The sequence below is a fragment of the Nocardia sp. NPDC051787 genome, assembly GCF_040681325.1.
GTDB lineage: Bacteria > Actinomycetota > Actinomycetes > Mycobacteriales > Mycobacteriaceae > Nocardia.
This window is the reverse complement of record NZ_JBFAYO010000024.1, coordinates 47,674-61,699: the sequence shown is the minus strand read 5'-3', so window position 1 is coordinate 61,699 and position 14,026 is coordinate 47,674. Positions and strand designations below refer to the sequence as shown.

General features: G+C 69.6%; 7 protein-coding genes. 3 read left to right on the top strand and 4 right to left on the bottom strand.

Features of this window, described 5'->3' with window-relative positions; genetic code table 11:
* Positions 1-219 precede the first annotated feature (219 nt).
* The 3 genes from AB0M45_RS24035 to AB0M45_RS24025 all read right to left on the bottom strand — a co-directional run bounded on the left by AB0M45_RS24035 (position 220) and on the right by AB0M45_RS24025 (position 9,974).
* Positions 220-7,668, bottom strand: a complete 7,449-nt coding sequence (locus AB0M45_RS24035; protein ID WP_364333246.1) for an amino acid adenylation domain-containing protein — start codon at positions 7,666-7,668, stop codon at positions 220-222.
* A 294-nt stretch (positions 7,669-7,962) separates the two neighbouring features.
* Positions 7,963-8,946, bottom strand: a complete 984-nt coding sequence (locus AB0M45_RS24030) for a LuxR C-terminal-related transcriptional regulator (protein WP_364333243.1) — start codon at positions 8,944-8,946, stop codon at positions 7,963-7,965.
* A 143-nt stretch (positions 8,947-9,089) separates the two neighbouring features.
* The gene (locus AB0M45_RS24025) at positions 9,090-9,974 is read right to left on the bottom strand and encodes a M23 family metallopeptidase (RefSeq protein ID WP_364333240.1); all 885 of its coding nucleotides are present in this window, start codon (positions 9,972-9,974) and stop codon (positions 9,090-9,092) included.
* Positions 9,975-10,161: 187 nt separating this feature from the next.
* Between AB0M45_RS24025 and AB0M45_RS24020 the strand changes: the two genes are divergently transcribed.
* The 3 genes from AB0M45_RS24020 to AB0M45_RS24010 all read left to right on the top strand — a co-directional run bounded on the left by AB0M45_RS24020 (position 10,162) and on the right by AB0M45_RS24010 (position 12,356).
* Positions 10,162-11,226 (top strand): nitronate monooxygenase, encoded by a 1,065-nt coding sequence (locus tag AB0M45_RS24020; protein ID WP_364333237.1) that lies wholly within the window; start codon positions 10,162-10,164, stop codon positions 11,224-11,226.
* Between the two features lie 61 nt (positions 11,227-11,287).
* The gene (locus tag AB0M45_RS24015) at positions 11,288-11,680 is read left to right on the top strand and encodes an SCO5389 family protein (RefSeq protein ID WP_364333234.1); all 393 of its coding nucleotides are present in this window, start codon (positions 11,288-11,290) and stop codon (positions 11,678-11,680) included.
* A gap of 127 nt (positions 11,681-11,807) precedes the next feature.
* Positions 11,808-12,356 (top strand): HD domain-containing protein, encoded by a 549-nt coding sequence (locus AB0M45_RS24010; protein ID WP_364333231.1) that lies wholly within the window; start codon positions 11,808-11,810, stop codon positions 12,354-12,356.
* Between the two features lie 27 nt (positions 12,357-12,383).
* Here AB0M45_RS24010 and AB0M45_RS24005 read toward each other — a convergent pair whose 3' ends face one another.
* Positions 12,384-14,021 (bottom strand): long-chain fatty acid--CoA ligase, encoded by a 1,638-nt coding sequence (locus AB0M45_RS24005; protein WP_364333228.1) that lies wholly within the window; start codon positions 14,019-14,021, stop codon positions 12,384-12,386.
* Between the last annotated feature and the right edge of the window lie 5 nt (positions 14,022-14,026).

Below are 14,026 nucleotides of genomic sequence, written 5' to 3'. Positions count from 1 at the left end.
AGTGCACGGTGTGTCGGCTACCCAAAACAATGAAGTATCCCTCACTACTATCTGGTCAAGCTGTCTTTCTGCCCAGCGTCGGCAGCACTGGGCCACCGCGCACCGTCGATCCGGCGCGCCCGCCGCTATCGCGGCACCACCGGTCGCGGCGCTGTTCGGTCCCGTTCGACACGATACCCACCGCGATGGTTGGTCAACCGCACTTGCATAAGGCCCGATTCACCCGACATCGCTGGATACCTGGCTCCCGAGGAGATCCGGGAGCGCGACCACATGCAGCGCGCTCCGGGCTATCGGTGTTGGCACCGAGTAGGCCTCGTCCAGCACCACGGCCTGCAGGTCGTCCAACTCGGCCGGGTCGATCGCGGCAAGATCGGTGGCATCGGTGAACAAGTGCGTCACCCACTCCTCCGCGAGCAACGTCTGCGGCTCCGCTTCCGCCGGCTCGGTGTCCGCGACCACGACCGAAGCGCCCGCGCTGCCCGCGGCCACCACCTCCAGCACGGCGGCCACCGACTCCGGGCGGCCATACCGGAAGGTCCGAGATTCGAAGGTCAGACCGGTTCGAGCGGACAATCGAGCCGCCGCGGCCGCCAGCGCATCATAGGACAGTGCGAAGCCATACCCCTCGGTGGGCGGCATCCCCGTCGGCACGACGGCCGGATCGTCGCCACGCAACGTGCGTATCCGATTCGCGTACGTGACCGGTCTCGGCGATTGGGCCTCGATCTCGGCGATCACGGCAGGATCGTCGAACGCCAGCCAGTCGACACTGCCGGTGGCCGATGCGACATTCGCCTGCCGCGCGATATCGGCCGCGGCGACCAGGCCCACCTTGACCTCCATTTCGCCGGGCAGCGCCGCGTCGATCGAGGACACCGGAACCAGCGCGGCACCGGTCTCCAGCACCGCCCAGATGGCCACCACCGCATCGATGCCGCGATCCAGGCGGATCGCCACGCCGGTGCCGGGCCCGCAGCCGCGCCCGATCAGCGCCCGCGCCAGCCGCGACGTCCGGGCGTGGATGTCCTGGTACGACAACGCCTCCTCGCCCCACACCACGGCGGGCCCGTCCGGATCGTCCTCGACCGCGACGGCGAACAGCCGGGTCAGCGCGGTGCCCGCAGTCGGTGCCGCGGTCTCGGCCTCGGCGGCGTTCATCGTCGTCCGCGGTGTGGCGAACACGCGATTCCGCTCGTCGGCATCGAGGATGTCGATATCGCCGACACACACTTCCGGGTCGGCGACCACCGAAGTGAGGATGCGCTCCAGCCTGCGTCCGAATGCCTGCGCGGTGGACTCATCGAGAACGTCGGTCGCGTAGGTGATCACGGTGACCAGATCATCGAACGCACCGTCCGCGCGATGCCGCGGCTCGACGGTCACCTGGAGATCGAATTTCGCCGCACCCGCGCCCACGTCCAATGCCGCCACCGTGAGTCCGGGCAGCTCCAGGGTCGGCTGCTCGGCGTTCTGGAACGAGAGCATCACCTGGAACAGCGGGCTGTGCGAGGTGGTGCGTCCCGGGACGACCTTCTCCACCACGCGCTCGAACGGGATGTCCGCGTTCGCGAAGGCCGCCAGATCGATGTGGCGGGCCTGATCGACCAGCTCGGCGAAGCTCGCCCCGGAATCGACTGCGGTGCGCAGCGTCAGGGTGTTGACGAACATGCCGACCAGATCGTCGAGCACGCGTTCGCCGCGGCCCGCGATCGGTGTGCCGATGGCCACGTCGGAGTCGCCGGACAACCGGGACAGCAGCACGGCCAGCGCCGCGTGCACAACCATGAACAACGTCGAATTGTGCTCGCGCGCCAGCTTGGCCAGCGCCTCGTGCACCTCGGGCGCGATGGCGAATCCGGTGTTGGCTCCGCGCATCGTCGGCAGCGCGGGGCGCGGACGGTCCAGCGGCAGGTGCATTTCGCCGGACAGACCGGCGAGCTGGTCGCGCCAGTACGCCAACTGCCGTGCGGCCACCGAGTTCTCGTCGTCGTCGGTGCCGATGGCGGCCCGCTGCCAGATCGCGAAGTCCGCGTACTGCACCTCCAGCGGCGACCAGCGCGGCGAGTTACCGCGAATCCTGGCCAGGTAGGAGGTCATCAGGTCGCGGGCAAGCGGGGCCATCGAGGCACCGTCGGCGGCGATGTGGTGCGCGACCATGGCCAGCAGGTGCTCGTCCGTCCCGGACTCGAGCAGCAGGGCGCGCACCGGGACCTGTTCGGTCACATCGAATCCGGTGCGCATCAGCTCGGTGATCCGGCCGACCGGGTCGTCGGTGGCAGCCACCTCCAACCCACCGGGTAGCGCCTCGGCGACGGACAGGATCTCCTGGTACGGCAGCCCGCCCGGCCCACTCGCCGGGTAGCGCGTGCGCAGCGATTCGTGCCGCTCCAGCACGTCCGCAAGGGCGTAGCGCAACGCGGACACGTCCAGCACACCGGTCAACCGGATCGCCAGCGGAATGTTGTAGGCGGGCGAAGCGGGATCGAACTGATTGAGCACCCACATCCGCTGCTGCGCCAGCGACAGCGGCACATGCTCCACCCGCTCGGCGCGGACCATCGGCGGTCGCTGCGCGCCACCGGCGCCGGGCACTACACGGGCGGCCAGCGCGGCGACCGTCGGCGCCTCGAACAGTTCGCGCACCGCGAGATTCGCGTCCAGCGCCTCGTTGATCCGTGCGACCACCCTGGTGGCCAGCAGCGAGTTGCCGCCGAGGGCGAAGAAGTCGTCGTCGAGGCCGACCTCGGCGGCGCCGAGCAGTCCGGCGAACACCTCCGCCACCGCCTGCTCGACCGGCGAACTCGGCGCGCGGAAAGCCGCCGCGCCGACGAACTCCGGTGCGGGCAGGGCCCTGCGGTCCAGTTTGCCGTTCGGCGTGAGCGGCAGAACCTCGAGCACCACGACGGCGTCCGGAACCATATAGCCGGTCAGGAACTCCGACACTTGCGCGCGCAGCACACTCGAGTCGAGCGTGGCCCCGGTGTCGGGCACGACGTAACCGATCAGGCGATCACCCGCGTGCTCGTCGGAGCGGACCAGCACCACGGCTTGGCTCACGCCTGGGCAACGCAGCAGCGCGGACTCGATCTCGCCGAGTTCGATGCGGAAGCCGCGCAGCTGCACCTGCTGGTCGCCGCGCCCTGCGTACTCCAGGGTGGCCTGGCCACCGAAGCCGACCCAGCGGCCGATATCGCCCGTGCGATACATCCGAGATCCCGGCGTACCGAAGGGGTTCGCGACGAAGCGCGCGGCGGCTAGTCCGGGACGGCCGAGGTAGCCGCGGGACAACTGGGCGCCCACGACGTAGATCTCGCCCGCGACGCCGACCGGAGCCGGATTCAGGCGGTCGTCGAGCACATAGGCGTCCAGGCCGGGCAGCGCGCGGCCGATGACGCTGGCGGCGTTGTCCGCCATCTGCTCGTCCAGCGACAGGAACGAGACGTGCACCGTGGTCTCGGTGATGCCGTACATGTTCACCAGCCACGGCGCGTCCACGGGATGATGCTCGTACCAGCGCCGCAACTGGCGCAGATCCAGCGCTTCGCCGCCGAACACCACATAGCGCAGCGCGAGCTTGCCCTGGTCGTTCGGATGCGCGGCCCGGTCGGCCTCGGCGAGCTGATAGAACGCCGACGGGGTCTGGTTGAGCACGGTGACCTGTTCGCGAATCAACAGCTCGCGGAACTGCTCCGGCGACCGGGAGGTCAGGTAGTCGACCACCACCACGGTGCCACCGTTGGCCAGCGCGCACCACAGCTCCCACACCGAGAAGTCGAACGCGAACGAATGGAACAGCGTCCACACGTCGGTCTCGTCGAACTCGAACAGCAGCTGGGTGTTGGCGAACAATTCGACGACGTTGCGGTGCGCGACGCCGACACCCTTGGGCACGCCGGTGGAGCCCGAGGTGTAGATGACGTAGGCCAGGTTGTCCGGACGCAGCGGCGCGAGGCGTTCGGCGTCGCGGATCCTGGCGTCGTCGAACGCGGTGGTCGCCGCGAGGATGTCTTCGAGCAGGAGCACCGGAATAGAGCCCGCGGGGAGCGCATCCCGCTCGGCGGCGGTCGCCAGGATGCAGGTGGGGGCGGCATCGGCGAGCATGAATTCCAGCCGCTGCACCGGATAGGTGGTGTCGATCGGCAGGTACGCCGCACCGGCCGTGAGCACCGCCAACAGCGCGACAGGTAGCTCCTCGGTACGCGGGACAGCGACGGCTACCAGCGATTCCGGGCCCGCGCCGTGCGCGATCAGCGCGCGGGCCACCCGATTCGCCCGGCGCTGCAACTCACCGAAAGTCAGTGTGGTGTCGCCGAAACGGATCGCACCCGCGTTGGGCCGCCTGCGCGCCTGCGCGCCGATCAGGTCCACCAGGGTCACTTCGGGCACCGCGGCGCCAGGGGTGTTCCACTCGTGCAGCACGAGTTCGCGCTCGCCGGGCGCCAGTACGTCGATATCGCCGACGGTCACCGTGGCGTCGAAGGCCACCGCGCGCAAGATCCGGCCGAAGCGATCGGCGAAGTCCTGCACGGTCGCCTCGTCGAACAGGTCGGTGGCGTAGGTGAAGGCCGCCGACATGCCCTGGGTGGCGCCGTGCCGGTCGATGTTCTCCACCAGCGCCAGCTGCAGGTCGAACTTCGCCAGCGGCACCGCGAGATCCACCGCGGACACCGAAAGACCGGGCAGCTCCAACTCGGTGCGGGCCAGGTTCTGGAAGGTCAGCATCACCTGGAACAGTGGGTGCCGCGCGGCCGACCGCGCCGGGTCCAGCAGCTCGACCAGCCGCTCGAACGGAACGTCGGCATGGCCGAACGCCTCGACATCGATGGTGCGCACTTCGCGCAGCAGCTCGTCGAATCGCGCGCCGGGCTCGATCTCGGTGCGCAGCACCAACGTGTTGACGAACATGCCTATTACGTCATCGAGTGCGGCTTCGCCTCGGCCCGCCACCGGCGTGCCGATGGCGATGTCCCTGGTGCCCGACAGGCGGGCGAGCAGCACGGCGAGCGCCGCGTGCACCACCATGAACAAGGTCGAATTATGTTGCTGTGCAATGCGGCTCAGCGCGGCATGAGCATCGGCGTCGATCTCGAAGCCGAGCGTGGCGCCGTGATGGGACGCGACCGCGGGACGCGACCGGTCCGCGGGCAGCTCCAATTGCTCGGGCAGCGCGGCCAATTCGGTGCGCCAGAAGGCAATCTGCTGCGCCAGAACCGAATCCGGGTCGTCCTCGTCGCCGAGGATCTCGCGCTGCCAGATGGCGAAGTCGGCGTACTGCACCTCGAGTGCGGGCCATTCCGGCGCGCCGCCGCGCATCCGTTCCATGTACGCGCTCATCAGGTCGCGGGTCAGCGGCCCCATGGAGAAACCGTCGCCCGCGATGTGGTGCACCACGCAGATCAGTACCTGCTCGGTCTCGCTCAGCGCCAGCAAGCGCACCCGCACGGGCGGCGCGACCGTGACGTCGAAACCCTCGGTCACCGCGGCGGCAACGAGCGCGGGCACCTCGGACTCTGCGGCCTGCTCGACCGTGAGTTCCGGCACGGCACGCGGATCGGACGCGGGCAGCACCAGCTGGTAGCCCTCGCCGTCGACCTCCGGGTACAGGGTGCGCAGCACCTCGTGCCGCTCGGCGAGATCGTGCACCGCGGCGCGCAGCGCGTCGACATCGAGCCGGCCCGATAGTCGCACCGCGACCGGGATGTTGTCGACCGCGCTGGCCGGATCGAACCGGTTCAGGAACCACATGCGCTGCTGGGCGTAGGACAGCGGCACCCGCTCCGGGCGCGGACGCGCGTGCAGCGCCTGTCCCGCGGCCGAACCCGCGTGCCGCTCCACGCGAGCGGCGAGCGCGGCGACGGTGGTCGCCTCGAACAGCAACTGCACCGGCACCCGCAGATCCAGCGCCGACCCGATGCGCGCGGCGGCCTGCGCGGCCAGCAGCGAGTTGCCCCCCAGCTCGAAGAAGTCGTCGTCCGCACCGACGCGGCCGTCCTCCTCGGGCACCAGCAGCGCGGCGAACACGTCCGCGACGATCTCCTCGACCGGCGTCGACGGCGCGCGGAAGGCACGCACGGCGAAGACGGGCTCGGGCAGCGCCGCGCGGTCGAGCTTGCCGACCGGCGTCAGCGGGATCTCGTCCAGCACCAGGATGGACGCGGGAATCATGTACGCGGGCAACGACTCGCCGATGAACTCGGCGAGCGCGCCGGTGTCCACGTCGGCCCCCGACCGCGGCAACACATACGACACCAGCGCGGTCGCGCCCGAGGGCAGCGCCTTGCCGAGGGTGGCCGCGAAATCGATGTCCGGGTGGCTGGTGAGCGCGGTGTCGATCTCGCCGAGCTCGATACGGAAGCCGCGGATCTTCACCTGGAAGTCCGAACGCCCCAGGTATTCGATGGCGCCGCCGTCCTGGCCCGCGGATTCGCTGCGGCGCACCAGGTCTCCGGTGCGGTAGAGCCGTGCCCCCGGGTTGCCGGTGTCGGCGCCGAACGGGCTGGCGACGAACCGCTCCGCGGTCAGCCCGGGCCGTCCGAGATAGCCCTGCGCCAGCGCGGGACCCGACAGGTACAGCTCGCCGACCACGCCGGCCGGTACCGGCCGCAACCGCGAATCGAGCACGAACGCACCGACTCCCGGGATGGGCGTGCCGATCGTGATGGGCTCGCCCGGCACCATCGGCGGCGTGCTGGTCGCGAGAATGGTCGCCTCGGTGGGCCCGTAACCGTTGTAGAACTCGCGCTCATCAGCCCAGCGGCCGACGAGTTCCGGACCGAACTTGTCACCGGCCACCACCACGGCCTGCAGATCGTCCAGCCCGGCCGGATCCACCGATTCCAGGGCGCCCGGGGTGATGAGCATGTGCGTGACGCGCTCGCGCCGCAGCAGATCCGCCAGTTCGAAGCCGCCGAACACGGTCGGCGGCGCGATCACCAGCGTCGCGCCGGAGGAGAAGGCCAGCAGCAGTTCGAGTACCGAGACGTCGAAGTTCGGCGAGCACACGTGGAGTACCCGCGAATCCTCGGTCACCCCGTAGTGCTCGCGTTCCGCCGCCACCAGCCCCGCCAGGCCGCTGTGCGAGACCACGACGCCCTTGGGCTTCCCGGTCGATCCGGAGGTGTAGATGACGTAGGCCGGGTGCCGCTCGTCCAGCGGGCGCACGCGGTCGGTATAGGAGATGGGGTGCCCCGGGCGCGCGGCGATCCGCGCGGACAGCACCGGGTCGTCCATCTCGACCCAGTACGCGGCGGTGCCGAGCACCGGGCGATGCGCCGAGATGGTGAGTCCAACGGCCGCGCCGGAATCGGCGACGATGTGGTTGATCCGGTCGGGCGGGTAGGTCGGATCCACCGGCACGTAGGCCGCGCCGGTCTTCGCGATGGCCCAGACCGCGAGCACCGACTCCACGCTGCGCGAGATTCCGATGGCGACCACGTCGCCCGGCCCGACACCGCGCGCGATCAGTTCCCTGGCCAGCCGCGAGGACGCGGCGTCCAGTTCGGCGTAGGTGAGTTCCTGATCGTCGGCCGGATCTCCCGTGGGGCTGAACCGGATCGCGACCTCGGTGGCGGCGGACTCGACCGCGGCGGTGAGCAGCTGACCGAAGAGGGGACTGCCCGACCTGCGACGACGGCTACCACGAGTGGAGCGACGGGCGGTTTCCATTCGAGTGCATTCACCTCTCGCATCGAGCCAGGACTTGGACATTTCCAGGCCGAGGGTCTGTTTTCCGGGCCCAGCGCGGTCCGAGCAATCATATAAGGAATCGATCGGTAGGCCCGCGCGCCGTATTGGATTGCCGCGGCTGCCGCGTGTGCGGTCCGCGCCCCTTCTTCGTCCGTGCCGTCCTCTCGTCGGACACCGTCGATTCCCCTTGGATGCGGTGTCGTGCCTGATGCCTGTCGTTATATCGGCGCCGGGCCGGTCATGTTGCAGGCATACCCACATCGGTGAACTTGTTCACAACCATCCCCGCCGGGTGGCCTGCACCCCCGCCTGGAATCTGGTGCTCGCGCCGAGACGCTCCAGCAGCCGGGCGGTGCGGCGGACCACCGTGCGCCGCGACATCCCGAGCCGGCGTGCGATGGTGTCGTCGGTGGCGCCCAGTCCCATCAGGGTCAGGATCGCCCGGTCGCGCTCGTCCAGCGCCTCCGCGGCCGGGTTCACCGAGATCGGCGCGGCCATCGCCCACAGCACGTCGAAGGTCTTGATCAGCAATTCGAGCGCGGGGGATCCGGTCAAGCGCAGCCCCATCGGATCGGGCCTGCGTTCGTCGGCGTGCAGCACCAGGCTGGCCCGCTCGTCGTCGCAGATGATCAGCTTGAACGGCGGCTCGGGCAGCGTTCTGGCCTGTGCTCCACTGGCATTGGTGGACAGCGCGTGCCGCAGGCGTTCGGGGTCCTGGTAGACGGTGTCCTGATACAGCGTCTGGTAACGAATGCCTTCGCCGAGCCGGGCCCGTTTGAGCTGGAACAGCTGTCGCTCGCGCTCCGGATCGCTCAGGTAGGGTCCGCGTTCGACCAGCTTGACGCAGGTACGCGCGCCGGTCTGCATCTCCTCGAAATCCGCCAGCATTTCCAGCCGCTCGTACACCGGCACCACGGCGCCGTTACCGCGCGGCGAGCGGCGCACCGAACGGAACGTCTCGCTCAGCCGCGCCGCGGCGGCATGCATGTGGTTGATCTCCTGTTGCCTACGCCGCGCCTCGGCCTCCGACAACGATTCCGGTGCGTGCGCGTCCCAGACCGTGCCGCCGTCGGGCGACTCGACGCGGACCGCGGCGCGTAACTCACACAACACATCCAACGAGTCGGCCGCGAGGTGTTCCGAAACGCCCAGGTACTGCGCGATATCGGCGAGACTCGATCGCGGATGGTGCACCAGCACGGCGTAGGTGCGGCCGTGCGGTGACCCAGGCTCGAAGATGTCGCCCAGCTCGATCACGGCCCGAGCCTAGCGACCGACCGGTGGCCATGGGGCGGGTCCACGAGACCCGTGCGCAGAGCCGCGCGCGCCTCGCCCGGGCACGGGAGGCACCGCGGGGCGCAACCGTGCGATCGTCGGAATATCAAGCCGGACAGGGGAAATCAGTGGGCCGTCGGACCCCACTGCATCGGCGCGCCCTTGGCGGCCAGATACGGCAGCGGGTCGATCTTGGTACCGGCCTGATCCCAGATCTCCAGGTGCAGATGCGGACCGGTGGACTGGCCCCGGTTTCCGACGGTGGCGATCACGTCGCCCGCGTTCACCCGCTGGCCCTCGTGCACGAACATCTCGTTCACGTGGCCGTACACCGCGGTGGTGCCGTCGTCCTGCAGCACGCGCACCCACAGGCCGAAACCGGAGGCAGGGCCCGCTTCGATCACGGTGCCATTGCTCACCGAATGGATCGGAGCGCCGAGCGCGTCGGCGAAGTCGACGCCGTAGTGCATGGCGCCCCAGCGACTGCCGAAGCCAGAGCTGATCGCGCCGCCCACCGGGCGCACCGCCGACGGCGGCGCGACCTGCTGCTGCACACCCCGGAGAGCCTCCTCGGCCTGGGCCAGCGGCGCGGAGATCTCGGGCGGGAGATTGGGGATGCCGAACGGGGCGGCGACCGGCGCCGCGATCGCGGTGGCGGCGACCGGAGCGGGAGCGGGCTCCGGCGCGGCTTCGGCGACCGGCTCGGCGGCCGCCTTCGCCTCGGCGACCGGAAGAATGCCGGTGCCCTTGACCGTGGCGGGCGCGGCGGCCGACTCCTCGTCGGCATCGTGCGCACCGGGAAGCAGCGGGGCCGCGTAGGCGAGGGCCGGGGCGACCTGGCTGGCGGCGCCGATCAGAGCGCCGGCGGCGACCGCGGCGCTCGCGGCGGCCTTGACCCGCTCGGCTGCGGACGGCTCGGCGCGGTGCCGCGTCGGCCGGTCCTTGGAGCCGCCCTCGCCGAGGAGGCTGTGGACGGTAATGGAATCGGGGCCTACACGGTGCTGCGACAAAGCTGGTCCTCGGTCGACGTACAGGGTCCGGATGCCGTTGCCCGGGATCGAAGCGGTTTAATAACGATTCGATGACGCCGGGCGGATAACGGTTTGGCATCCGTTGTGATGGGAACTCTACCTCGTCGTGACCATTCCGCAACCTTCTGCGGAAAATTCGCAGGTGAGGCACGGGTCACATGTCCAGATGGGCGAGACTTGGACCGTGATCCTCGACCATTTGGACGTCCCGATCGCGCTCGCCCCGATGGCGGGCGGCCCGTCCACTCCCGAGCTGACCGCCGCCGTCGCCGAAGCGGGCGGCTTCGGACAGCTGGCCGCCGGTTATCTGAGCGCCACCGACACCGCCGCGCGGATCACGGCGACCCGCGTCGCGACCGACAAGCCGTTCGGCGTCAACCTCTTCGTGCCCGGCCCCGCGACCCCGGCCGCCGACCTGGCGGACTATCTCGCCGAACTCGGCGCCGACCATGAACTCGGAGACGCGAAGTTCGACACCGACGACTGGGACGCCAAACTCGACCTGCTGGTCGCCGACCCGGTCGCGGCCGTGTCGTTCACCTTCGGCTGCCCGAGCGCCGCGGAGATCGCCCGGCTGCACGCCGTCGGCTCCGAGGTCTGGGTGACGGTCACCTCGCCCGGCGAGGCGCGCGTCGCGGTGGACGCGGGCGCCGACGTGCTCATCGCCCAAGGCGTGGAGGCGGGCGGGCACCGCGCGAGTTTCGTGGATCGACCGGCCGCCGACGAAACCGATCCGCTCGGCCTGCTGGCGCTGCTGCAACTTCTGGCCACCGCCACGGATCGGCCGCTGGTGGCCACGGGCGGCATCGCCACGGGCGCGGGCATCGCCGCGGCGCTCGCGGCAGGCGCCGCGGCCGCCCAGCTGGGCACCGTGTTCCTACGCTGCCCCGAGGCGGGCACCAATCACGTGCATCGCACCGCTCTGACCGCGGAGACTCCGACAATGCTCACCCGCGCTTTCACCGGACGCAGGGCGCGCGGGCTGCGCAACCGATTCCTGCTCGCGCACACCGCCACCGCACCGGCCGGATACCCCGAAATCCACTACGCCACCGCCCCACTGCGGGCCGCGGCACGGGCAGCGGGGAATGCCGACGAGGTCAACCTCTGGGCGGGTCAAACCCATGCGCTTGCACCGGAAACACCTGCGAGCGACCTGGTCCGCGCACTGGCCGCGGACACGAAAACCGCACTGGAAAAAGCACTTTCGCGCCGAATCCAGTCTAGTTGACAACGACTTTCGATTAGACTCGTGGCGCATCGCATCACGTCCAGCACTGGAGGAGAGCGTTATGTCCCTCGATGTCCCCACCGCCCTACTCGAACGCGCCGAGCGCGGCGAGGTCGACGACGCCGACTTCGTCGAGGTCGTCCGCAATTCGCTGCCCTACGCCTGGGAGGTCGTCAGCCGGGTGGCCGGTGACCTGAGCTCCGGCACGGCGGAATTCGCCGACAACACGATCGCGCCGCCGGACGAGGTGGCCCGCGGGCAACTACTGCGCGCCATGGCTTCCGACGCCATTCGCGGCGGACTCGAGCGGCACTTCGGGGTGAAGCTCGCCTTCCAGAACTGCCACCGGGTCGCCGCGTTCCCGCTGTCCGCGGTCGGCGGCGAAACGTACACCACGTTCATCGGCACCAGGGCGCAACTGCTCAACCAGAGCCCCGAACTGCGCAACTGCTGATCAGCGCGAACTGAACACCCGGCGCGGCAACCGTTTCGGTCCGCGCCGGGTGTTCGCGCGAAGAGGCCGGGCACACCCGCGCGTCGCCACCGTTCGTGGCCGCGCCGCGCGCGTAGGGTGAACCGCCATGAGCAGCAACGATCTTCGGGATGAGGTCGAAGCCAGGCTGGCGCCGTGGCAACAACAGCTCGGGGCGGACCGCGCCGCCTACACCAATCACGTACTGCGCGTCCTGACGCTGTGCGATCAGCTGGCCGCCGACCAGCAACCCCTACCGAGCGCTCGCGAGGAGTACCTGACCGCGGCCACCCTGCACGATATCGGCATCTGGGCCGCGGGCACCTTCGACTACCTGGCCCCCTCCTGCGACTTGGCCCGAGCCTGGCTGTCGAGCATCGACCGCGACGACCTGACCGGCCTGGTGGTGTCGATGATCAACGAGCACCATAGGATTCGTCCCGCCGGTCCGCCACACGACCCGGTCGAGATCTTCCGCCGCGCCGATGCCATCGATGTCGGCCGCGGTCTGTTCGGCCGGTTCGGCGTCTCCAGCGGCACCTACCGTGACCTGGCAAAACGCTATCCGAACCACGGCTTTCACCGCGCCTTGGTCCGTCTGACCGTGCGGCGGCTGCGGACCAACCCCACGTCACCGCTGCCGATGGTGCGGTGGTAACGCGGGGTGGTCGGCGGGAAGTCGGGTTCAGTCGAGGGTGGTGACGTCCAGGTCGCCGTCGGCGTACTGGCTGCGTAGCCGCTTCTTGTCGAACTTGCCCACGCTGGTCTTGGGGACTTCGGCGATGAATGTCCAGCGTTCGGGCAGCTGCCATTTGGCGAATTTGCCGGCCAGGAACTCGCGCAGCTCTTCGGGTTTGGCTTCGGCGCCTTCGGCGAGCACGATCGCCACCAGCGGCCGCTCGTCCCACTTCTCGTCCGGCACGCCGATCACCGCGGCCTCGGCGACGGCGGGGTGGCCGATCACGGCGTTCTCCAGATCGACCGATGAAATCCATTCACCGCCGGACTTGATCACGTCCTTGGAGCGGTCGACCAGGGTGAGGTAGCCGTCCGGGCTGATCTTGCCGACGTCGCCGGTCCGCAGCCAGCCCTCGTCGAACTTCTCCGGATCCACCGGTGTGCCGTCGGGCGAATAGTAGGAGCCGGTGATCCACGGGCCGCGTACTTCCAGTTCCCCGAGGGATTCCCCGTCGTTGGCGACCACGCCGTCGTCGCCAACCAGGCGGGCCTGCACACCGGCCGGGAACCGGCCCTGGGTCACCCGGTAGGCCCACTTCGCCTCGTCGGTGACCGCGGCGGCGGGTGGATGGGCGACGCTGCCCAGCGGGGAGGTCTCGGTCATGCCCCACGCGTGCAGCACCCGCACGCCGTGTTTGTCCTCGAAGGTGTGCATCATCGACGGCGGCACCGCCGAGCCGCCCACCACGACCGAGCGCAAATGGGTGATGTCCTGCGGATTTGCCGCCAGCGCCGCCAGCACCCCGCCCCAGATGGTCGGCACCGCGGCGGCGAAGGACGGCTTGCACGCGGCCATCATCTCCAGCAACGGGACCGGCTGCAGGAACCGGTCGGGCATGAGCAGATTCGCCCCCGACATCAGCGCCGCGTACGGCAGGCCCCAGGCATTCGCGTGGAACAGCGGCACGATGGCCAGAATGGTGTCGGTTTCGAACAGGCCCATCCCGTTGTTCGCGGCCACCTGCATGGCGTGCAGCCAGTTGGAGCGGTGCGAGTACACCACGCCCTTCGGGTCGCCGGTGGTGCCGGAGGTGTAGCACATCGCCGCGGCGGCGCGTTCGTCGATCACCGGGAAGTCGTAGCCCTCGGGCTGCGCGGCCAGCAGCTCGGAGTAGGAGTGCACCGCCACGCCCTCAGGCGCGTTCAGCGTCGCGGCGTCACCGTTGACCACGATGACGTGGCGCACCGTGGTCAGGTGCGGCAGGATCTGCCCGAACAGCGGCACCAGCGTGCCGTCCACCAGCACCACCCGGTCTTCGGCGTGGTTGGCCACGTAGACGACCTGCTCGGGGAACAACCGGATGTTCAGCGCATGCAGCACCGCACCCATCGCCGGCACCGCGATATAGGCCACCAGATGCTCGTTGTTGTTCCACATGAACGTGCCGACCCGATCGCCCACCCCGATCCCCAACCCGCGCAGCGCGTTCGCCAACCGCGCCGACTCCGCACCGACCTCGCGGTAGGTCATGGTGCGCACGCCAGTACCGGTCCACGTGGACACGGTCGAATCCCCGGCGAACGTCGATGCGTAGCGCAGCAACGTCGCCAACGACAACGGCTCGTCCTGCATAGTGCTGAACATCGGAA